24 protein-coding genes and 1 pseudogene are annotated in these 21,423 nt (G+C 59.5%); 10 read left to right on the top strand and 15 right to left on the bottom strand.

The annotated features are described in order from the left end of the window. Entirely contained in the window at positions 1–609 is a 609-nt protein-coding gene (locus EI171_RS39815; RefSeq protein WP_039184892.1) for a cysteine hydrolase, read from the top strand. 35 nt (positions 610–644) lie between these two features. On the opposite strand, the gene EI171_RS39810 is transcribed toward EI171_RS39815, so the two are convergent. The 6 genes and pseudogenes from EI171_RS39810 to EI171_RS39785 all read right to left on the bottom strand — a co-directional run bounded on the left by EI171_RS39810 (position 645) and on the right by EI171_RS39785 (position 5,701). Beyond that, on the bottom strand, positions 645–1,016 hold the full coding sequence (locus EI171_RS39810; RefSeq protein ID WP_161536480.1) for an Imm1 family immunity protein: 372 nt from the start codon (positions 1,014–1,016) through the stop codon (positions 645–647). Positions 1,017–1,020: 4 nt separating this feature from the next. Further along, positions 1,021–2,631, bottom strand: a complete 1,611-nt coding sequence (locus EI171_RS39805; protein WP_075969262.1) for an IS66 family transposase — start codon at positions 2,629–2,631, stop codon at positions 1,021–1,023. 59 nt (positions 2,632–2,690) lie between these two features. Next, a complete protein-coding gene (tnpB, locus tag EI171_RS39800) occupies positions 2,691–3,041 on the bottom strand; it encodes an IS66 family insertion sequence element accessory protein TnpB (protein WP_075969263.1) in 351 nt (116 codons plus the stop codon). Beyond that, positions 3,038–3,409 (bottom strand): transposase, encoded by a 372-nt coding sequence (locus tag EI171_RS39795; protein WP_039187448.1) that lies wholly within the window; start codon positions 3,407–3,409, stop codon positions 3,038–3,040. The genes tnpB and EI171_RS39795 overlap by 4 nt, the downstream gene beginning before the upstream one ends. Positions 3,410–3,772: 363 nt before the next feature. After that, complete coding sequence (locus EI171_RS46950; RefSeq protein WP_371740348.1) at positions 3,773–4,216, bottom strand: hypothetical protein; 444 nt, start codon at positions 4,214–4,216, stop codon at positions 3,773–3,775. A gap of 376 nt (positions 4,217–4,592) precedes the next feature. Further along, positions 4,593–5,701 (bottom strand): annotated as a pseudogene (locus EI171_RS39785) (IS630 family transposase). 261 nt (positions 5,702–5,962) lie between these two features. Here EI171_RS39785 and EI171_RS39780 point away from each other — a divergent pair. Continuing rightward, a complete protein-coding gene (locus EI171_RS39780) occupies positions 5,963–6,973 on the top strand; it encodes a PAS domain S-box protein (RefSeq protein ID WP_236845253.1) in 1,011 nt (336 codons plus the stop codon). 206 nt (positions 6,974–7,179) lie between these two features. On the opposite strand, the gene EI171_RS39775 is transcribed toward EI171_RS39780, so the two are convergent. The 5 genes from EI171_RS39775 to EI171_RS39770 all read right to left on the bottom strand — a co-directional run bounded on the left by EI171_RS39775 (position 7,180) and on the right by EI171_RS39770 (position 9,698). Then, entirely contained in the window at positions 7,180–7,329 is a 150-nt protein-coding gene (locus tag EI171_RS39775) for a hypothetical protein (RefSeq protein WP_156149849.1), read from the bottom strand. 124 nt (positions 7,330–7,453) lie between these two features. Beyond that, a complete protein-coding gene (locus EI171_RS46245; RefSeq protein WP_074076794.1) occupies positions 7,454–7,654 on the bottom strand; it encodes a hypothetical protein in 201 nt (66 codons plus the stop codon). A 177-nt stretch (positions 7,655–7,831) separates the two neighbouring features. Continuing rightward, a complete protein-coding gene (locus tag EI171_RS46945; RefSeq protein ID WP_011090434.1) occupies positions 7,832–8,062 on the bottom strand; it encodes a hypothetical protein in 231 nt (76 codons plus the stop codon). A gap of 1,142 nt (positions 8,063–9,204) precedes the next feature. Next, positions 9,205–9,360, bottom strand: a complete 156-nt coding sequence (locus tag EI171_RS45280) for a hypothetical protein (protein WP_210253962.1) — start codon at positions 9,358–9,360, stop codon at positions 9,205–9,207. A 74-nt stretch (positions 9,361–9,434) separates the two neighbouring features. Continuing rightward, the gene (locus EI171_RS39770; protein WP_028176062.1) at positions 9,435–9,698 is read right to left on the bottom strand and encodes a hypothetical protein; all 264 of its coding nucleotides are present in this window, start codon (positions 9,696–9,698) and stop codon (positions 9,435–9,437) included. Between the two features lie 379 nt (positions 9,699–10,077). Between EI171_RS39770 and EI171_RS39765 the strand changes: the two genes are divergently transcribed. From EI171_RS39765 to EI171_RS39740, 6 genes are all read left to right on the top strand, one after another. Then, positions 10,078–10,317 (top strand): hypothetical protein, encoded by a 240-nt coding sequence (locus EI171_RS39765; RefSeq protein ID WP_038967817.1) that lies wholly within the window; start codon positions 10,078–10,080, stop codon positions 10,315–10,317. Positions 10,318–10,359: 42 nt separating this feature from the next. Further along, positions 10,360–10,965, top strand: coding sequence for an RNA ligase family protein (locus tag EI171_RS39760; protein ID WP_082755444.1), 606 nt, complete (start codon positions 10,360–10,362; stop codon positions 10,963–10,965). Positions 10,966–12,293: 1,328 nt separating this feature from the next. Then, positions 12,294–12,767: a hypothetical protein gene (locus tag EI171_RS39755; RefSeq protein ID WP_131727850.1), complete on the top strand. Its 474-nt coding sequence runs from the start codon at positions 12,294–12,296 to the stop codon at positions 12,765–12,767. A gap of 232 nt (positions 12,768–12,999) precedes the next feature. Continuing rightward, entirely contained in the window at positions 13,000–13,452 is a 453-nt protein-coding gene (locus EI171_RS39750; protein ID WP_063789848.1) for an NUDIX hydrolase, read from the top strand. Between the two features lie 285 nt (positions 13,453–13,737). Beyond that, positions 13,738–14,658 carry a hypothetical protein gene (locus EI171_RS39745; RefSeq protein WP_074077358.1) on the top strand — a complete coding sequence of 307 codons (921 nt, stop codon included), beginning with the start codon at positions 13,738–13,740 and terminating at the stop codon, positions 14,656–14,658. A 426-nt stretch (positions 14,659–15,084) separates the two neighbouring features. Beyond that, the gene (locus EI171_RS39740) at positions 15,085–15,441 is read left to right on the top strand and encodes a hypothetical protein (protein WP_053815160.1); all 357 of its coding nucleotides are present in this window, start codon (positions 15,085–15,087) and stop codon (positions 15,439–15,441) included. Positions 15,442–15,753: 312 nt separating this feature from the next. On the opposite strand, the gene EI171_RS39735 is transcribed toward EI171_RS39740, so the two are convergent. The 4 genes from EI171_RS39735 to EI171_RS45140 all read right to left on the bottom strand — a co-directional run bounded on the left by EI171_RS39735 (position 15,754) and on the right by EI171_RS45140 (position 17,384). Next, the gene (locus EI171_RS39735) at positions 15,754–15,945 is read right to left on the bottom strand and encodes a hypothetical protein (RefSeq protein WP_011090426.1); all 192 of its coding nucleotides are present in this window, start codon (positions 15,943–15,945) and stop codon (positions 15,754–15,756) included. A 216-nt stretch (positions 15,946–16,161) separates the two neighbouring features. Next, positions 16,162–16,464 (bottom strand): hypothetical protein, encoded by a 303-nt coding sequence (locus EI171_RS39730; RefSeq protein WP_060910340.1) that lies wholly within the window; start codon positions 16,462–16,464, stop codon positions 16,162–16,164. A 322-nt stretch (positions 16,465–16,786) separates the two neighbouring features. Further along, positions 16,787–17,203, bottom strand: a complete 417-nt coding sequence (locus EI171_RS39725; protein WP_202633067.1) for a hypothetical protein — start codon at positions 17,201–17,203, stop codon at positions 16,787–16,789. Between the two features lie 4 nt (positions 17,204–17,207). Continuing rightward, positions 17,208–17,384, bottom strand: coding sequence for a hypothetical protein (locus EI171_RS45140; protein ID WP_166466000.1), 177 nt, complete (start codon positions 17,382–17,384; stop codon positions 17,208–17,210). A gap of 1,755 nt (positions 17,385–19,139) precedes the next feature. Here EI171_RS45140 and EI171_RS39720 point away from each other — a divergent pair. Together EI171_RS39720 and EI171_RS39715 are read left to right on the top strand one after the other, a co-directional pair. Continuing rightward, positions 19,140–20,300: a tetratricopeptide repeat protein gene (locus tag EI171_RS39720; RefSeq protein WP_161536479.1), complete on the top strand. Its 1,161-nt coding sequence runs from the start codon at positions 19,140–19,142 to the stop codon at positions 20,298–20,300. A gap of 437 nt (positions 20,301–20,737) precedes the next feature. Further along, positions 20,738–21,370, top strand: coding sequence for a helix-turn-helix domain-containing protein (locus EI171_RS39715; RefSeq protein WP_039185326.1), 633 nt, complete (start codon positions 20,738–20,740; stop codon positions 21,368–21,370). The last annotated feature ends 53 nt before the right edge of the window (positions 21,371–21,423 follow it).

Raw genomic sequence — 21,423 nt, 5'->3', positions numbered from 1 at the left:
ATGGGGCAACTGCTCGCACCCCCCGGTCCTCACGCCGTCCATCTCTGCATCGACATGCAAAGGTTGTTCGCACCGTATGCCCCGTGGGCAACGCCCTGGTTGGAGCGTGCGCTACCCGAGGCGGTCAGGCTGATTGCGCACGCGCCGCCACGTACCGTCTTCACGCGCTTCATTCCGGTCCGTAACAAGGCCGAGGCGCGCGGCGTCTGGAAAGCCTATTATGAGAAATGGGAATGCGTGACACGCGACAAGGCCGATCCGGGGTTGCTTGAGCTGATGCCGGCCCTGACACGCTTTGTGCCGCCTGCCACAGTCATCGACCGCCAGACTTACTGCGCATTCACCAATAGGCGGCTGCAAGCCTTTCTGGATGAGCATCAGGTGGACACGCTGATCGTGTCTGGCGGTGAGACCGATGTCTGTGTGCTCGCAACGGTGCTGGCTGCGGTCGATATCGGCTACCGTGTTATCCTCGCTGAGGACGCGCTCTGCAGCTCGTCTGATGAAAGTCACGATGCGCTCATCAATCTCTACACCAAGAGGTTCAGCTTGCAGATCGAGGTGGCGCCGGTTGCCAGCATCCTTGCGCGCTGGAGCATCGTCAGGTGATCAGTATCCATCCGGCCAAGACCGCGGCAGATCTGTTACGCGATTTGCCACGCGACGTGATCGTATCGTGCTCCGTCATTGACGAAGAAGTACGCAATCGCTTTGTAGCATTCTTCTAGATCTATGCACCAGGATAGGGGATGCTCGTCGACCTGCCCGTTGGAGATTGTGTAAGCGCAGGTTCCCTGATGGTCTGGGTTACCCTTTGTCACGACGCCGCTATCACCATTGAACCGCAGATACATAAGCCAAGCGTGGCTACCATTGCGCAGCATGGCTAAGGACTGACCGTTCGGTACCGATATCCAGAGTTCGAACTGCGGTTGCTTGTCGATGCGATCCAGAGCAAGGCTCAGATGCTCGACAGTGGCAATCGACAAGTCAGTTCCGTTAAACGTGATCTTCATCTGATCAGGCAGCGGCGACAAGGGTTCTGGGTTTTGACCAATTCCACGGCAGCAGCTCGTCGAGCCTCGACGCCGGATGATCATTGATCCGCAGCAGCACGTCCGTCAACCAGGCCGGCGGATCGAGATCGTTGAGCTTGGCGGTCTGGATCAGGGTGTAGATGGCGGCGGCACGGCGGCCGCCATCGTCGGAGCCGGCGAAGGTCCAGTTCTTGCGGCCGACGGCCACGGCGCGTAGCTCGCGTTCGGCCGCGTTGTTGGTCATGCACAGCCGGCCATCGTCGATGAAGCGCGTGAACACCTCCCAGCGCTTGAGGCTGTAGTCGATCGCCTTGGCGGTCTCGCTCTTGCCGGAGAGCTTGGCGCGGCGCTCGTGCAGGAAGGTATGAAGCTCATCGACCAGCGGGCGGCTGCGCGCATGGCGCGCGGCTTTGCGCTCGTGGGCCGGCAGACCGTTGATGTCGCGCTCGATCGCAAACAGGGCGTCGATCTTCGCGATCGCTTCGATCGCGATCGGCGCCTTCTTCAGCCGTGCGATCTCGAAGAACTTGCGCCGTGCATGCGCCCAGCAGCCGACCTCGATGATCGGGCCCGGCTTCCGCGATGGATCGTAGAGCCTGTTGAAGCCGGCATAGGCGTCCGCCTGCATCGGTCCGGCATAGGTCGCAAGATGCGCCTCTGGATGGGTGCCGGAGCGGTCGGGCGAGTAGAAGAACACGGCGGCCGGCGGCGCGTGCCCGGCGAAGGGCCGATCGTCGCGCACATAGGTCCAGACGCGCCCCGTGCGCGTCTTGCCCTTGGCCAGAACCGGCACCGTGGTGTCGTCGGCATGGATGCGCTCGGCAGCGAGGACATGCGCCTTGATCGCATCGACCAGCGGCATCAATGTCGCCGCCGCCGCGCCGACCCAGTCGGCCAGCGTGGAGACGTCCAGGATCACACCTTCATGCGCATACGTCGTGCTCTGCCGGTTGAGGGGCAGGTGCAATCCGTATTTGGCGAATAGGATGTGCGCGAGCAGACGCGGTCCAGCGCGCCCGCGCGAGATCGGATGGAACGGCGCCGGCGGCTGGCTGATCGCCTCGCAGGCGCGGCAGGAGAACTTCTCACGGACGTGCTGGATCACCTTCCACTGCCGCGGCACGAGCTCCAGCGTCTCGGTCACGTCCTCGCCGATCTTGCGCAACCTGTCGCCGCCGCAACACGGGCAATGGGCCGGCGCGGGATGAACGACGCGCTCCCGCGGCAGGTCCTCGGGCAGCGGCCGCCGCGCCGGACGCCGCCGCTCGAATGGCTGCACGTCTATCTTCGCGGCCTTGGCCCGTTCGGCTGCCAGCTGCGCATCGGCTTCGGCCTCCGATGCATCCTCCTCGAGGTCGGCGAGTTCTAGCTCGAGCTGATCGAGCACCGAGGCTCGTTCGGAGGATTGGCCGTGCTGTTCGTGCTTGAGCTTGGCGATCGTGAACTTCATCTGCTCGATCAGCAGCGTGCGGGCGCGGACCTCGGCTTCGAGATTGCGTGCCTTGGCTTCCGCCGCAAGCTGGGCCGCCTGGCCGGCGAGCACCAGCGCCTTCAGCGTCGCGACATCATCAGGGAGCGAATCGGCTGTGATCATCGCAGAAGATGGAATCACAGCTCCGCCCGGTACGCATCAGTGCCGTTACGTTCGAGCGCTCAACCAACAGCTTCCGGGCGCCACGTCCGCTGCGGATGCCGCCAGTCGATGCCTTCGAGCAGATAGCCGAGCTGGGCCGGCGTGATCGTCACGGCTCCGTCCACAGCCTGTGGCCAGATGAAGCGGCCGCGCTCCAGCCGCTTGGCGAACAGGCACATGCCCTGGCCGTCGTGCCACAGCACCTTGATCAGCCCGCCGCTGCGGCCGCGGAACACGAACAGATGGCCGCCATGCGGATCGCGCTTCAAGGTCTCCTGGACCAGCAGCGCCAGGCCGTCGAAGCCCTTGCGCATGTCGGTATGGCCGCTCGCCAGCCAGACCTGTGTGCCGGAGGGGATCGGGATCGTCATCGCGAACCCGCCCGGAGCGCCGTGATCACCGCCGTCACCGTCGCGGCATCCGCCGCGCCGCTGATCCGGATCTTGGTCTCAGTCCCGATCTCGACTTCGATCAGCCCCTGAGGCGGAGCTGCCGCTGCGTGAAGATCGGGATCGGCTGCAATCGTCACAGCGGCGAAGCCGGGCACGGCAGTCTCCTCGCCGCACAGCTGCTGGCGCCAGCGGAACACCTGGCTGGAATGCACACCAAACGCGCGCGCCACGCCCAGGATCGTCGCACCCGGCTGCAACGCTGCAGCGACGATGCGCTCCTTGTCAGCCCGCGACCAATGCCGCCGTCGCCGCTCCGACGTGATCACTTCCACTTCCGCTTTGGCCATAGGACTAGCTCCAGGACTAGTCCTATGGCTTCGCGAAGCCTCACTGCCGACGCAAGGTGGCCGTCACCGGGGGCTTACGGTGATCAGCCAACCTCGTAAAAAGCTCTCGTTTCTTCGGGGCGGTCGCCAGGTCACGGATGAGGGCGCACTCGGCAGCATCCGTGCGGAGCTTTTCCAATTGAGCCTGCATGTCTTTCATTGCGATCAGTTCCGTTCCCGAGCGGAACCATACCGCTTGTGTACGAAAGCGCACAGACCTGATTGCCAGTTTTTCCTAAGCTAGGGATGCTTAGCGACCCACTACCGCCAAGCACCTCCAACGGTCCCAGCATAGGGGTATGCTGGGGCCGTTTTTATTGGACCTCAGCCTTGATTAAGCCGCACGAAGGTTCCGCTCTCGTGCAGCTCGAGCCAGCCTCTCTCGACCGCATGCTGGATGCCGGTGCCGAACTCCGGGCCCGTCGCCTTGCAGCCGTTCCTGGAGAGGAACGGCGCGTTGATCTTCTCGATGTGAATGCGCCCATTGACGGGCTCGACGCCGGCGGCGAGCTCGAGGAGCTTGCGTGCGGCAACTTGCGGATCTGCGAAGTGGCGGGTCTCGACGTGCTTCATGCGCTGGCGCCGGCGAGCCAGTTCCTTGGCCTTGGCCTCGGCCTCGTTGCGCGTCAGCAGATCCGGTCGAAGCCGCCGGCCGGGCAGGTCGCCCCAGTAGAAATAGACGCTCGGACGGCCGTCCGCGAAGCGGACCTTATAGCTGCCGGTGTCGGGGACGAGTTCGTGCTTCTTGATCGTGATCGGCGTGGTCATGGGGGCTTTAATAGGAGCTCGGCACGGGCGCTGTCACGTATCAATCTTTGCGGTGGACCGCCAATAGCATAGGTCTAGGAGTTCGGTACCATAGAGCACGTCGCCAACGGGGTCGCGGGGCACCAGGAAAACTTGGCAGCCGCCTTGCCACATAGACAAGGGCCGCCGACTCGCCATCAGCGGCCCCGTCCGGGTTTCAATAATTCCGAGATCAAATGGTCTAGCCAGCCCCGGATTGCCGATTTTTCCCGATCCTCAAGATTCTCGCAAGCACATTTGTGAATCGTCTAATTGATTTTTTCGCTGCCACAGACGCAGCAGATTAGGCGGGTGTCTCCTGTCTGCCCCTGCGAGTGTCTTAACTAGTCACCTGAATCTAAAGTTCGCCACATAATGTCTGCTGGGCTTTGTGGCAGAAGCGTTTGACGGACGCCAAAATCTGGTCTGCGGACTTGGTTCATTTGAAGGGCTTCGGGTGTCTGTTGTGCAAATCGATGAAGGTACGGATGTCGGCCTCGAGTTGCCTGACGGAGGTGTGAACACTCGCTGGATCTGCTTTCTGGTGAGCTCAGCGAACCAGCGCTCGACCTGGTTGATCCATGACGCGGAAGTCGGCGTGAAATGGACATGATAGTGCGGCCGGCGGGCGAGCCACGCTTTGATCTTGGGTGTTTTGTGAGTGGCGTAGTTGTCCATGACGATATGGACATCGATCCCTTCAGGGACTTGAGCGTCGATCTCTTTGAGGAACTTCAAGAACTCGATTGCCCGGTGGCGTTTGTAACATTTGCCGATGACGAATCCCGAGGCGACATCGAGCGCGGCAAACAGCGAGGTCGTACCATGCCGCACATAGCTGTGCGTGCGCCGTTCCGGTACGCCCGGCATCATCGGAAGGACCGGCTGCTCGCGATCCAGGGCCTGGATCTGGCTTTTCTCATCGACACTGAGGACAAGGGCTCGGTTCGGTGGGGACAGGTAAAGGCCGACGATGTCGCGTACCTTGTCGACGAACAGCGGATCGCTCGATAGCTTGAATGTCTGGCTACGGTGCGGCTGCAAGCCGAACGCCGCCCACATTCGGCGGATCGTGGTGTGGGAAAAGCCGGTTTCCGCAGCCATCGAGCGGATCGACCAATGCGTGGCATCGGCTGGCGTCGTCCGCAACGTCCGCTCGATCACCTCAGCAACCTGATCGTCGTTGATGGTTCGAGGGCGGCCAGGGCGTGCCTCGTCAAGCAGGCCATCACAGCGGTCCTTCAAAAATCGGCGACGCCACTTGCCAATGGTGTGTTCGTGCAGGCCGAGTTCGGCAGCCACAGACTTGCTTGGCAATCCATCCGCGCATCGCAGGATCGCGCGGCATCGCTCAGATAGCGATCGGGCAACGCGATGACAACGAACTTGCCTCTCCAAGTACGCCCGCTCCTGCGGACTAAGCACCAACGGCGCGATCGGCCGGCCTCGCTCACCTGCATTAGCCACGAGCTCTCTCCTCTGTAGAGATTCGAGCTATCAACTAATGTGACGAACTTGCGTTCCAGATGACTAGGGCGCGGACTCATAACGCGCAGCCAGCCCTGTCCAGACGCAACGCTTCCGGGCAGGCCCCGGTTGGACACTTACCGAGTAGAAGGGGACCGACAATTTCCGCTGAAACCGTCCCAATGGACACCTTCTTGCCTTTGCTTTCGGTGCTATGATTGGGCACTAACGGCAGTGCAACATCTGGGTTTGGGGGTCCTATTGGCGATTGAAGGAGAGCCGGGACTTCAACGCGAAGCTCTCGTCAGCGAGCCGGCCCTGGACCGTGCCGAGCGGTTGGCCAATCTGCTGGCCTCCATAGTTGAATCTAGCGACGACGTGATCGTTAGCAAGAATCTGGACGGCATTATTACAAGTTGGAATAAGGGGGCTGAGCGCATCTTCGGCTATTCGGCCGCCGAGGCGATCGGCCAGCCTATTACACTTGTGATCCCGGAGGACCGACAAAGCGAAGAACGCGAGATTTTAACCCGCATCCGACGAGGTGAGCGCCTCGACCATTTTGAGACTGTTCGCCGACGTAGGGATGGTAGCTCAATCGTCGTTTCGCTGACCGTTTCTCCTGTCAAAGATGCCCACGGCAACATCATTGGCGCATCTAAGATTGCTAGAGATATTACCGAGCACAAGCGAGCTCAGGAGCAGATTCGCATTCTGGCTCGCGAGGCGGAGCACCGAAGCAAGAACATCCTCGCGAACGTACAGGCAATCATCAATCTTTCTCAGTCCGACACCTCCGAGCGCCTCAAGGAAGTGATCAGCGGGCGCATCCAAGCGATGGCAAATGTTCACTCGCTGTTTGTTGAAACGCGGTGGATAGGAGCCGAGGTCTCGGCGATCGCCAAGCAAGAGCTCGCCCCTTATCTCCAAGAAGGCCAAGACAAGCGGATTGTGATGGAGGGTCTGCAAATTGTATTAGAACCCACCGCTGCACAGGCGATTGCTGTGGTTTTGCATGAATTAGCGACCAACGCTGCCAAGTATGGAGCGCTGTCTAACGCGAAAGGCTGGATTGGATTGGATTGGTCGCGAGCCGAGGATGGACAGCTAATGCTCCGCTGGACCGAATTGGGCGGTCCGAGGGTAAATGCGCCCGAACGCAAGGGCTTTGGTAGCCGCCTCATCGAAGGAACGATCACCCCACTTGGCGGCAAGGTGCATTTTGACTGGCGCGCGGAAGGGCTAGTTTGCGAAATCGCCGTTCCGACGTAAAACCCAATCGAGCTTGGCTTCGCTGCTCTCACGACATATTGCGCTGCCCCAAGAACTTGGTCGCTATAGGAGCAAAGCAGACGTAGTCACCAGTCACATGACGCCGCCGGGTTTATAGGTACACGGCCTAGGACAGCACCCGATAAACCTTCGCGCGTTGAGCCGCTCGATCCTCGAACAGGAGAAGCCGCCAACTGAGGCGGCCTTTATTTGGTGAGATGGAGGGCGATCTTCTCGGCTTCGATTTTCTCGACCATCGCGCCGATTGCGGCGACTGTCTGTGCATCAGTCACCTTCGCAAGCAAGCCTTTCAGGTGGTTGATCCGTCTATCTAGCTCCACGCAATGTTCGCACATGCTTGCCATCCACGGTGGGAGGCGTGAACAACGACTCGCAGTCACCGGCAAAGGCCAAATGTTGTAACGGTGATGGCGATCAACCGGCCTATGCCGGCAAATGTTCCTGAAACCGCTGAGCGGATTACTCAGGCAGTGGCAATCCGGGCGATCTCAGCCACTCGCTCACGTGCGAGCCGGTTTCGGCTTGCCAGGCTTTGCGGAGCTTTTCTTGGCGCTCCATTCCTGGGGGGAGGGATTTGGCCTCTTCACGGAGGCGTTTTGCTATTTCGGCTAAACGTTCTTCAAGGGACTGTATTTGTTTGAAACGGCGGCGGCGCTGCATGACAACACCTCGTCTCACGGGTCCTAACCGCAGGGTTTGAGTTTTCCGATTCCTAAGATGCGGATCCCGACAAGTTGGTTCCATCTCGAGGAACAACGGTGGTGGGCTATCGTATGTGGCTCGCGAACACTCAGTTCGCAATGAAAATCGAACACTAAACGGCCAACTGAGGCGGCCTTACGCTGGTTTTTCAGCCCGAATATGCAGAACGTAGAGCGTGTTCTGAAACTCGTCGGCCACTTCCATCCGCCAGTCTCGGCCCGGTACTAGGTTCCCGTCAATGCCCTGTAGTATCTGTCCGGCGGTGACAGTGGCCTCCTTCCACGCGGCATGCTTGTCCGGGAGGTCCTCGCCCACGCGGTCGATCTCGGTGCGCTCGTGCGTAATGTGAAAGAAATATCTCGGCATGCGCGGTAATGCGGTACGTCAGGCTCACGTTCCAATCGGGCCGAAAAGCGTGCTCATTCAGCGGGGGCTGAATAGGGTAGTTCGAAAATAACATCGAAAGATCAAAAGGTTGCCCGCGCCTGGGAGACTAGGGTCGGAGGTTCAAATCCTCTCGCTTTGCAGGACGCGCTTCTCGGGACACCGGCCTCGACAGCCTCCTAGCCGGGGCGAATTTCAAGGGCCTTCTTAAAAGCTTTCTCTTGCGGTGTACGTCACCGCCTCAATCTTGTTTCCGTCGAGGTCGCGTACGAAGGCACCAAAATAATTCGCGTTGTAATTGTCTCGGATGCCGGGAGTCCCTTCGTCAACGCCTCCAAGCGCAAGTGCGGTCGCGTGGAAGCTCTCACTGTCTCGCGATCCGGTGCTTGAAAAGCTACGTGAGTGCCATTTCCTGCCGTTGCCCGAAGCCCGTCTATCGGGGTTTCGATACTGAAAATGATATCCGAGGCGCCGTAGTGGAGCGAACGGTCCGAGTGTTAGGAGCCGCAGTCCGAGAAGGGACATCAGCGGATCGTAGAAAGCTCTTGCGCTGTTGACATCGTTACTGCCGAGCGAGACGTGATGGATCATCTGGTCACCGTTTGAGGCAATACCGTCGCTTCAATCTTTCGGTCGTGGTCTCTGCGGCATAATGGATACGCCCGAAGTCGGCTTCGTCCTTTGCGGTGACATGGTGACATGAAGCCTCCAGGTCACGTCTCGGGCCTCGCCAGCGACGCATTCGACCTCGACAGAAACCGCATGCTCGCCGCCCGGGAAGCTCCGAATCTGCTGAAGCGCCATAAGCTCCAAGTCGGTCTTCGAGATCGATGTTCTTGCCACTGCAGCCTCCTCCCGCCGCCCCGTCCTTTCATCGGCAATCACTCGGCCAACCGACCGCGCGCGGAGATGTTCCTCGGGCGCTTGAAGGCCGCTCGTGCGGTCAGCTCCCTCAAGACTTGTCGAAACGCGAATGTCGCTGAGGACGGCTTTTCGTACGCTCGATATCGCGGCCACGTTCTTTGCCGCTGGGGCGCACCCACACAAAGATCGCTCGATAAGTCAGCTTTTCTCACAGTATTCATCCGGAGCTGTAGTTACACGGACTGGCGACGCCGGCGATCTCAACGGCAGGCGATGTGGCGAAGATGCAGCGAAGAAGATTGCGAATTCGACGATTGCAGGTCGGTATCAGCCTGCAGCGGAAGTGCGCAGTCTTCAGGCCGCGGCTTGGCTGACTGTGCGGATACGAAAACGGCGAAACAGGTGATCGCAAACATCAGCCGAGCACCTGCGAGCGGCCAGCAACCGCGCTCGCACAATAAGCGCGGGTGAGCGCCAGACGGATGGCTCTCTACGACGCGCAAAGCGGACATTCACCGTCAGCGGCTTCACCTAGCTGCCGACCAATCTCGCCCATAAGAGCCCGCGGGTCCCAGTTCGTGCCGTCACTCTTGACGACTCTCTTCGCGCGCTCGAAAGCATGGCTCTCGGCCGCATCATCCCCTATGCGGATGGTCACTTGAGAATGGAAGGGGCAGACCGCGATTGCACGGGTCGTCTCTAGAGCAAAGCGCACGGTCGCGCGGAGATCATCGGCGTAATTTTCGGCGGACACGTTAGCCTCCTGTCGCACATCGCCTGCGAGATCAACACACAGTCAGGGGCGGATAGGCAGTTAAGGCGAGGCCCGGTGCGCCTAGGAGCCCAGGGCCTCATAACCTCAGAAGCCTGACAATAGGTTGTTCGGCTACGCGTCCAGTCTGTCCGACATGGCAGGATATCGCTTTGACGCTGCGCAAAGCCCCTCGGACCAGCCCGGCCCACTTGCGGCGGTACGGAGGGGACAGTTGCGGGGCCGAGCGGTCCGACGGGCTGGCGCCGTGAGGAGGCGCCACGCAATTGGAGGCTAGTCCCAGTCGGCGATATCGCTCTGTTCACTTGTGACCCGGAACAGGTATTTGTAATGTTCCCGCACTGGAACATCGAGGCCGCAGATGAAAGACATGCAGGCCCAACTGGAGAAGCTACAGCGAGACGCCGCTGAGTGCGCCCTTATTCGCGACTTGGCGACGGACCCCAAAAAGCGCGAACTGTTTGCCAAACTGGCTGAACACCTTGCGGTGCTCGCATCCGCAGTAGAGCAGGCTATCGGTGAGAGCACGGCAGCGACATCGCTCCTGATCTGCCGCCCAAGCCGTAAAAATGTGGACGCCAGCTTGACCGAGTTGCCCTAAGCTCCATCTCGTAATCAGGCATCGAATGCCTATTTTTCCTGAATGCGTTCATTTGAGTTTTGCCTTCCCAGCAGAGGTGTGGCGGTCCCTAGCGGGCCGGATTGGCTTCATGAAGTAAATTGGCTTCATGAAGTAAAGTATGACGGCTACCGTCTTCGCCTTGAGCGCGAGGGCCACCGGGTACGCCTGATCACGCGCGGCGGGTACAACTGGGCCAGTCGCTATCCTTGGATCGTCGAGGCCGCGCGCAAGGTCCGCCAGAAGCATTTCGTCCTCGATGGCGAAGCAGTCGTGCTCGGCGTCGATGGCATCTCCGATTTCAACGCACTTCACTCGCGCAAGCGCGACCACGAAGTGCAGTTCTGCGCCTTCGATATTCTCGCCGAAGGCGGCGACGATCACCGCAGGCTCTCGTTGTCGATGCGGAAGACGAACTTGGAGCGCCTGCTGGCGCGGCGTCCTGAAGGCGTTTTCGTTAATCCCTTTGAGCGTGGCCAGCTTGGACCTGACCTATTCCGCGCCGCGTGCAACATGGGTCTTGAAGGATTGGTATCGAAGCGTCGCGACCAGCCTGATCAGGCGGGCCGGAGCAAGCATTGGGTAAAGGTAAAAAACCGCAGTCACCCCGCGATGGAGCGGGAGCTGTGAGGTCGCGAACAAACAAGTTGGCAGGCACTAGCATGTTGCACGCAAGCAACTCTTCTCTTGTTCCATGATTTGCACCGTGGTTTCGGCTTCACACGATAAGCCTGACCTGCGTAGATAATCTGCGCTAAAATTGGCTGGTAATATTATGATCGGCGGGGAAGAAGCCACGCGCATCCGGCGCCTACAGAAAGACCGTCTGTAGATGGTCTTTCTGTAACGCGCGGCCGTTCGTATTAGTCACGCAGGAAAATATTTTGGGCTTTCTCGCGAAGCCTAAGCCGCTACATTCATACTATTGCGATCTCATATTTTATGATGGGGCCGACTATGTTGGACGACGAATTTAATAGGCAACGTGCGAAAATATTACGTGAACTCGCAGAGCAAGCCGACCCATTCATCAAAAAGCGCCTTTTGAATTTAGTGCAGCGCTACGAACCCCGGCGGCAGCCAACGCCCGTGGACGAGCGGTTTGCAACCCGCGGAGATAACGTCGATAGATAGGCGGCCGTGGCGAGGCCGATCCGTTTCCCCTGACACAAAGCAGAAAGGCCCCGACGATGTCGCACGTCGTCGCCCTTCACGATCATCAGGCCGGTTACGTCCGCCGTGCCTGCTGATCCAAACAGAAACTGACCACCACCGTCTCGACCAAAGGCCAAGTGATATTGCCCAGGGCGATCCGAGACAGCGGCAGTGGCCGGCCAGAACGAAACTGACCACGGAGAACGCCCCCGAGGGCGAACTTGCAACCGCGCCCGGCTCGTCAGCAGCCGACGCCAGAGCAGACGTGGTGGGGATGCGGCCAAATGAACGCGAATGACCCAGTGTATGGTCCGGCCGTGCGTAGCAAGAGGTTCGTCGATCAGGTGGTGTGGTCTTGCATCAATGTATCCGGCCTTTGATTGGAGCATTTTCTCCGGGCCATCATGGATATCAGCGCGCGTGCGTTCTCATTAGCGGACAGGCCTCGATTGGGCCATTTGGGGGCCCACGACGTGGAACGAGTTTTTGCCGATATCGATGCCGATCACGGCGATCGCGGTACTGGGTGTCTGGGACATGGCGTGCTCCTTGTCTTGGCGCCCCTGGCCAGCTTATCGCTGGCGGGGCAGGAGCACGGCCGGACCATCCCATTAGCGGAAGTGAGGTGGTTATTGGGGTGATCTCCGGCCGATACTATAGGCCGTCGTTCTCCAACGCCTTTAAGCGATTGCGGCAACCTCAGCTTAACCAAGGACATGAGCGGTAAATTCACCAGCGCGCTCTACCCAAAGTGGGCTTTGGTTGAACGCCTCAAGAAGCGTTGAGCAGGGGTGAAGGTGCGCATGGAACTACAAGCGGCAAGGCCTCTCTTCAAGACGATCGGCTTCGTATTCGGGTTGTTCTGTCTTCTTATGGCCTATGCTTCGAGCGTTCGTCTTTACGAACACGTGCTGGGGGCCCTCTCCATGCCACAGCACGGGATAAGCGTTGTGCTCGACATCGGCGGGAATGTCCTCCTTTTAGCCATGAGTTGCTTCGGGGTGATTGCGGTATTGCTCATCGGCCGAAGGAGGTTGGACGGAGTTATCGGAAACTGGCCCTATGTCCTTCCTGCCGTCTTGGTCGCTGTATTTTGCGCGACGATGGCCGCTACGTTGGGCGCCGGACGAATGACCTGGGTTCTTCCTGCGGCCAGTCTTTTCGGCCTCGTCGGGCTATGGGCCGGATGGAGTGTTCTCAGACAGCATGGATTGCCGATCACTGCCCGCGTCTCGGACGTGTCCCTGATCCGAAGACAGAACGAGACCAGTCAATGACGGGGCATCCCGAACGTACGTCCGGTTGTGGCCCTTCGCGTCAGTTAGCGCAGTGGCACAATATGTCTGAAGTTGGGGGTAGATCAGAGGTAGCTTGACCGACCGCTAAACGACACGAATGACCCGTTGCGGACCTCGGACACCCGGATTAAAAATTGGACATTGAGGCCAAGCCGTCGGCCTCAAGTGGACGCCGCAAAGGCTAACCTATACCGCACCCGACACCGACGAAATGCCATCAAGAAGACAGCTTATTGCGGACGCGATGGTCGTTGATGGTCGAGGGCGCGTCTTTGTGCAAAGGCGCTCATCGACGCGTCGCTTGTTTCCCGGGTGTTGGGACTTAATCGGCGGGCACGTCGAAGACGACGAGGACGTTCGTTCTGCTCTGCGCCGCGAAATACATGAGGAGACAGGCTGGCACCTCAAAAACATCGTTCTTGAGCTAACACCTAAGTATTGGAGCTATGGGCCGACACCCTACGAAGAACGACAGTTCATCGTGACCGTCGACGGGGACCTCACAAATCCAGCTCTGGAAACCGACAAAGTGTCAGAAACTCTCTGGGTTGATCGCGCGAACGTGGAGAAGCTCAAAGAGAACCGTAAGCCGGAAGACCAATTGATCTACAATTCGGTGGTGGAGGCTCTGAAAGCTCTGGAGACAGTGCGGCCTCGGATATGAGATTGTCGTTGCGACTTGCTCCGCAACTGCGACGTCCGTTGTTGGCCCCAAGCAGCCACTGGAGAACGTCCGCTATTCCGCCGCTTATCAGGGGCAAGCGGACATCTGATCTGAGGCCATTTGCAAGTGCGCCCGCCCAACGATCCGGCAATCATTGGGCATCACCACAACAATTGCCCTTGAATGCCCAGCCATGTGGCGCAGGCCACAGGTCCATCATTCGCAAATCGGTTTGCTCTCCGTAGGCTAGGAGGCATGACACCATTCTTCCGACGAAAATCACCCATGGAAAAGCTTGAAGCCGAACTGGCCTCGCTGCGCACGCGCGCCGCAGCCTTGAATAGCCGCCATTCCGCTGCGGAAGCGGCCCACGATGACGCCAAAGCGAAACTCCAGCGTCACCACCTCGATGCCGATCTTGATGCCGATGACAAGGCCCGCGCGAAGTTGGAGACGGCGGTCGCCGCCTGCGCTGTGACCCGTGACGGTTACGCGAATGCGCTCGTGGAGGTGCAGGCGAAGATTACCGATGCCGAGCAGAAGCTCGCAGCAGAACGCGCTACTGTCGAACGCAAGGCCGCAAGCGAAAAGCTGGCCAGTGATCTCGATGCCGTCGAGCGGGCGCTGCCGGATTATCTGGCGGCTGGCAAGCGCTTTGCCGACGCCCTGGAGAAACTTCACTTCCACCATGAGAGCGGCGCAATGGTCCGCTTTATCTGCAACACCGCGACGCAGGTCGAAGTCGCTACCGGTTTTGCGCTCGTGGAGCTGCGCGGCATGGTGGTCGCGGTCCGCGAGGGCGTTGCGCCTATCCCGGCAGCCCAGCCGGTCACCACTTCGGTCCCGATTGCTGAGCCGTCGCCGCCGACGCAAATGATCTTCATGATGAAGTCTGCAAATTTCCGCGATCACGACGGCCGCATCCGTTTCGCCAAGCAATTTGAAGATGCAACCATGCCGGTGACGACTGCGCAGCGTGCTCTGCGCATGGGTGTGGCGGTCTTGGTGACGGATCCGAAGCGCGCTCGGCTCCGTGGTACGCGCGGCGGCGACTTCAATCCGCGCGCGCCAGATGTCATCGATCTCGATGTCGTCGAGGAGCCCAAGAACCTGCCGCACTACGATCCTGTGCCGCGCTCAGCGAACTTCACTCCGCTCCCCACCGCGGAACCGCGCACGATCCTGATTGACGTTCCGCGTTCGTGAATAAGCTTTCGCGGAGTCGGTGGAAGGCGGCCAGCTCATCGGACGCGATGAGCTGGCCGCAGGAGTTCCGGCATGAATGATGACTACATGAGCTTTGGCGACGAGCACGACGAATACGACGATCTGCTCGGCCGGTCACGCCGTGGCAGCGCGCTTGCTCGGCAAGCCGCTCGGCGGAGCGACAATCAATCCCGATCAGAACGGGAAGTACGGCGGTCTCGTGTGGGGGCCGCGCCACAGCGTTGCCTTCGGCAGCGATGACGACGCTGCTGATGTGCCGGAGCTGTGCGGCCAATTGCGGGACCTCATGCCCCAGGATGGCGAGGTTCGCGGCGATGCCGCAGATACGTACTTGCACGTGCTCGACCGTTGCATTGAGCTGGGCGCGGCATCTGTCGCGGAACGTATGCTTCTGCCAGGGAGCCCGTGCCCTCCGTTAGTGACGTTGAGCAAGCAGTTGCGCTCGCGACATTGGTCTGCAAGTCGGCACAGGCTGTCGAGCGGTTCCTGTCGTTCTGCGAGCAGCAGGCGCACGATCTGCTGCGCCCACACGGCCCAATCATCATGGCGCTGAGCATCGTGCTGAAAATTCGCCGGACCTTAACGGGCGCGGAGATCGACGACGTTATCGCAACGACGGTCGCGGGTCTACAATTGGCGGCCGAGCGCCGACGGCGCGCCGAGTGGCGCAAGGGCGAGCTGGCGGCCGAGCGCTTTCGCGCCGCATGTGATTACCTCAATGCCGTGCGGCTGCCATCATCTGCACAAAATCGGGTGCAGTAATCGGCGACATCTGGATCAGAGGGCACGGCGGATGTAACCGGCCTGATAATCTTGAAGGGCCCCGACGTGCAAAGCGTCGGGGCCATTTGTTGTGGTCGAACGTAGCCGTCTTTCCCTCGTTCCCTTAATGTCGCCGCTGCGCGTATATGGCGAGGAGACCCACTTGCCTCGCCCCGATCCGCCGATTGGATTTGTCAGCGCCAGAATTGTGCAGGATGTTGTAGGCATGTTGGTATCTTATCCCCAGACGCCGAGCAGTTTCCGCAGTGGTCGGGCCGTCGCCCGCCAAAGGTCGTGCTCGATCTGAGGTGGTCATTTCGGTCCGACCATAATCGGCGGCGGCTCGACCGTGCTCAGGTCCATTTCCATTGCGGATTGTTCTTCGGACAGCCGCCTTTCGAGGTAGTGCCGTTCGGCCTCACTTAACTCAGTTTCGAGCAGGCGCCGATATCGATCAATATTGTTCCTATGGGTACGTAAACGAGCAATTCGTTCTTCGGTCATCGTCGATCTCTCCGACGGACGTGGTCGCAATTACTTGGGATCGGCGTTGAGGTACTGGACGTCGTAGGTATCCCATTCCGTGGAAGCAGAGGGATTATTTTGACAACCTCGTGGTGAAAACGTGCCTGCTGTCCCATGCCCGGAAATGGCACCTCAAACGGCACGGCGTTACTACGAGCTGCATTGCCTCTCATCACAGAAGGAAGTCAGATCAGGTCATTCATTGCCTTCAGCCTGAACCGGCGGCTTCTGCGCGCCCTGCACACTCTGGCTCAGCGACGCCAGCGCGGTGTTCAGCTCATCAGAGATGGGCGCGAGGTCCCTAATGTCCTCGAAGGCTTGGGCGATGCGCTCATTCGCTGATTTCTCGAACGGCTCGAAGCCTTCAGAGATGCGCGTTCCTGCTCCAAGAACGGTGGAAGCGGCCATCGGCCCAAGCAGGAGGAGTGCGGTTCCGATGATGCCGATCTTGCGGATGCGAGCCATCGGCGGTGGCCGCAGGAGGCGGTCATTGATCATTGTCTTCACCTCACGGCGTACAGTCCGTGCATCATGCCAATCGTTGCGAACAAACGGTAGATCGGGCGTCTACCATTAGGAGGTAACTCAAGCAGAGGCGCGTTCTTGTCGAGTTGCCCGTGGCGCAGATCGTGGGCGCCGCGCAAGTAGGCGTTCTAGATTGGACTTGCGAAGATGCAGCGGCAGCCTCCGCAGATCGTCGCCCGTGTGGCTTTTACGGCCTTGGGCGGCAGGCTTGCCAATCGCCCGCTCCACCTCCGATGCGAGCACAGACAGGTGTTCGGCTAGCCTGGCAAACAGGTAATGCCAGCGCCCGACGGGGTCAGCGCCGACAGTGCCAGCGTCCTGGCGGCCAGAGAAAGCGAGCGTCAACCTCCGCGCCCCACGCAGCACAAGTGCTTGCGCTGCGAATAGGGCGCGGTTGATGTTTTACAATCCAGGGCCGCTTCATCATCTGACGATTCGTGTACGCTCTCACGCGCTTCTTGCGCGGCTTGACGAACGGCTTCTGATGTCGGCTAAGCGCACGCACAACGCCGACGCGAGCGAAGATCGTCGGGCCTCCGAGATCGACCACCAGCATCGGCGCCTCGATGGCGGCCTGCCATTCCGGAGCATCATGCTCGGGCTTCGGCAGCTTCGTGATGACGGTGGCGGCGTCGTGCAGCGTGATCAGCTTGCGGCCATCTGGCAGTAGGATCGGATCGTCGAAAGTCCCCTGCCAGCCTTGGTTGTTCATTACGCTACTGCGGCTCGTGCTTGTCCGTCAGTTCTCGCGCCGCCAGGCTAAGCTCCAGCTCTCGAAGCCGCTCTATCAGCAGTTCGACGATCTGCTCGTAGTCGGAGGGCGACAGCGAATTCACACCACGCAACGTCATCTGGCCTTGGAGAATGGTCGCCATCATGGCTTTGACGCTCATGGGACCTCGTCTGAAATTAGATCGTCATAAGAACAATCTGAAGTAGACGCCAAACGTTAGGGATGCGCATCGCCGTAGAATTACGGGCTATGGCGAGGACCTTTGCACTGCACTGCAAACTCGACAACCATTTTGGCGCCGCTCGACAATTGAGCGCGAATAAGAAGCACGGGTTGCGTCCGTTGTTTTCGGGACGCGATTTGAGGCGTAACGAAAGCCGAATCGCGCTTGCAAACCTAAAAATTGGTTCTGCGTCATAATCATAATGACTCCGACGCAAAAATAGAAAATAGGGTGGAAAAAACAAAGATATTGGGAGGAGTAGGTGGATACTCTAAGTCGCCTGCGCGCGATGGCATCGCTGTGCCGTCAGACTGCTGCGCATCACCCTGATCGAAGTTGGAAACTGCTCGCCGAAGCTGAGTTTTGGGAGCATTTGGCCGATGATGCGCTGCGCGATCAGTCATGCACATCTGCCTTCCCGCTCCCAGCAATTGGAGATGATGCGAACACCACGCAATCGGCCCACAGTAGGGCGGCATGAGCGCTTTCGGTACCAAGTCCCCTTGACGGTCACAGCTAGCTCTCACTCTTTGCAGAGCGTTCTGTTCTAGGGAAGGAGATCTCAAATTTCCTCGCGGGGTACGAGCGAGTCAGCGGTTGGAATCGCAGTAGATCACGGAAAACGCTGAATTGAATTTTTTCGGCAGGGGTTGCGTTCATGGATAGCGTAGAGCGGTGCTTCGCCGCAGTGACGGCAATCGGTTTCTTTGTGACCGTCGTCGGAATGATATTGTTGCAAACGATGTGAGTTCTGCTTGGCCAGCTCGCGCCGCGCCGCGCAGCGGCAACGCACCTCCTTCAGCTAGGTGGTGCAGCGATGCGCGCCTGCGCAAGATCGACGCGGCTTGCTTCGCCAGGTTATTAGCCTCGCCCCGTAGCCGAACAACCTGCCGTTCAGGCTGCTGAGGTTATGGGGGCTCGGGCCCGGAGTGTCACCGCTGCGCTACACACGGGAGCACGCAGCGGCGCTGGTCCGCCCGAACAGAGGCGAGCGAAACAGTTCATTAGCTTTCTTGTGGCTTGCTGGGAGCCGTGCCGATTACCGCTGATTACGGCACACGGAATGGGAATGTCGGCCCCGGCTGTTTCTCCCAACCTGCGGCTGGGGCCGATTTGAACTTTCGCTGTATGGTTCAACCCGGTCCACAACCATATTTAGAGGCATAGCTATCGCGCTATTTGGGCTGAGCATTCTTTCGCAGCTCGATCAGGCGCTCTTTTACGGCCGAAATACTGACGCTGCGTTCAGGCTTGTGCGGGAGATTGGCCGCGGTTTTGGGCTGTAGGGCCGCCGCCCTGCATTCAACGGATCAGGCGTCGAACGACGGCTACTTCTTCAATAGTATTCCCATCGTTCGCGCCATTCGCCTCACCGACCCCGCATGGCGGCCCAGTTCGGTGGCTATCTTCGATACGCCAACGCCCTGCCGGGCGAGCCTGACCAAGCGTCGGATTTCCTGCTCGGCCCATTGCTTTGGCTTCGGTGCTTTCATGGTACGGCGCTCAGAACCTGCCGACCACTTAACCAGCGCGCCTAGTCGCCAACACTTGGGAAATTTACGGGTAGCGCCCCACCACGAGGCACAGCGGCACGGCGGATTTGGCCCTCGCGAGAGGGCGCGTAAGCGGCGTCCCGAGTATCCAGGACAGCACCGCGCTTATCCATTGTCGTGCTTCCCTTCACCAACCTCAGTGGCGATCCGGGACAGGATTATTTCGCACACGGACGGCCTGACAACAGATCTCTCGCGAATTCAGGGCAGCTTCGTTATCGCGCGCAACACGGCGTTCACCTACAAGGGCAAGTCGATAGATGCCCGCCAGATCGGGCGTGAACTCGGTGTCCGCTTCGCGCTCGAAGGTAGCGTGCAGCGCGTCGGCGATCAGGTTCGAGTCAATGCGCAGCTGATCGATACTGAAACTGGCGGCCATGTCTGGTCGGACCGCTTCGATCGTCTGCGGAGCAACTATCTGGAATTGCAAGATGACATAACCGGCCGGATCGCCCGCACTCTGGGATTGGAACTGGTTGTTCTAGCGGCCCGCAGCATCGAACTGGAGCACCAGACCAATCCTACCGCGTCGGACCTTGCTTTGCAGGGATGGGCTGCCGTGTACAAGCCGACCACGCCCGAGACGCGTGAGGAAGCTCGGCGCCTGTTTGAGCATGCGCTTGAGATTGATCCGCATACATTAAGGGCGATGACAGGACTTTCCCTGACACTAGCCAATCTGGTGATCAATGGACAATCCCCCGACCCGGCAGGAGATTTAAGTCGCGCCGACGAGCTCTCGCAGCAAGCAGTCGGGCTCGATCCGAATAATGCGGCCGCTCATGCGTTGCGCGCCCGGGCCCTGCAGGCACAGAGGCGGCAGAAAGAGGCCGCCGAGCAGTACAGGATCTCCCTGCAAATCAACGGCAATATAGCGACAACGACGCTTTTTCTTGGCGAGACGTTTGTCTTCACCGGGAAATCTCTTGACGCAATCCCGCTGTTCGATCGGGCCATTGAACTCAGTCCACGCGACCCGGGTCTTGGAACGTGGCAGTTTGAAATGGGGCGCGCGATGATCCTGCTCAGGCGCGATGATGAGGCGCTAACCTGGCTCAGCAGGTCGGTGGCGACGAATCCGAGACTGGCATATGGCCAACTTTACTACGCCGCGATCATGGCTATCAAAGACGACATAACGGCTGCCCGCGCGGCACTCGCGGCGGCGGGTCGCCTGAATCCGAACTACACCAGTCTTGCGAAATTCCGGGCCACCGATCTGTCGGACGATCCTGCCTACGTGGAGCAGCGCGCTTACGTGGAAGGAGCGTTGCGCAAAGCGGGGCTACCGGAGCAGTGACTTCCGCATATGGCCCATCGCGTCCGTAGGCGCGGTGTAGCGGGATGTCAGTTCATAGGGGCAGACCGGAAGTTTGTAGCCGAGCGCCAGACGGTCGCTTTTGACCCATAGCGGGCGTCCATCGACTCCACCCGATATCCAGCTTGATCCTGATCAACATGCGATCCTTTCGCTAGAGCTAATGGAGACGTTGCGTAGCCCCCACTACGCGACCCCACCCAAAGCCGCTGGCTTCCCCAAGGGCTGGCGGCTTCCTTTTGTACGCATTTTTCCGGCCAGCCAAGAGAAGCACCCGCCTCCGGTTGACTACGTAGGTCCGCCCCAATTTGCGCCTGATCAATCTCGGGGATTTGCTCTATGCTCAACTCCTTGCCAAGCTACAAAACGGGGATGGTTGAACGGTGCTAGTCAATGCGAACGCTGCCACCCGCCAGCCTATTGACGGGCACCTCGCCGATCTCGCTGGCGAGCGCGTCTTCTGCAGCGAGTTCAAGTATCGCAAGGGCATCGAGATTTTTGGCGAAGGGGGGCACGCCGACGAATACGTCTACCAGATTACTTCCGGAGCGGTGCGGACGTATAAGATGCTCCCAGATGGTCGCCACCAGATCAATGCGTTCCACCTCCAGGGTGACATGTTCGGATTTGAGAATGGCGTCGCGCACCGGTTTAGCGCTGACGCTCTCGTCGAAACCCACGTTCGCATCATAAAGCGAGGCAGCATCCTCGATGCCATGCAAAATCGAGTAGTCAGCACAAAAAACCTCATTTGCTTTGTTACGCAAAACCTGCAGCACGCGGAAGATCACATGCTTCTCCTGGGGCGGAAGACTTCCCTGGAGAGAGTTGCCGCCTTCCTTCTTGAAATGGATGAACGGCTAGCACATCCCGCGATGATGTTGCTGCCAATGAACCGCCGCGACATCGCCGACTATCTCGGCATCACCTTGGAAACCGTCTCCCGCGCGTTTTCCATACTTCGAGACGAAGCGCTGCTGCGCTTTGACGGAAACATTCAGCGGCGGATCGAATTGCTAGATCGTCATGCTCTCGCGGAGTTCGACGCCTGACTTCCGGTAGCGAAGCGGCGACACGCCTCATTGAGGTCCATTCAACGGGGCAT

Source organism: Bradyrhizobium sp. LCT2, assembly GCF_009931255.1.
GTDB lineage: Bacteria > Pseudomonadota > Alphaproteobacteria > Rhizobiales > Xanthobacteraceae > Bradyrhizobium > Bradyrhizobium diazoefficiens.
This window is presented reverse-complemented; position numbering and strand designations above follow the sequence as displayed.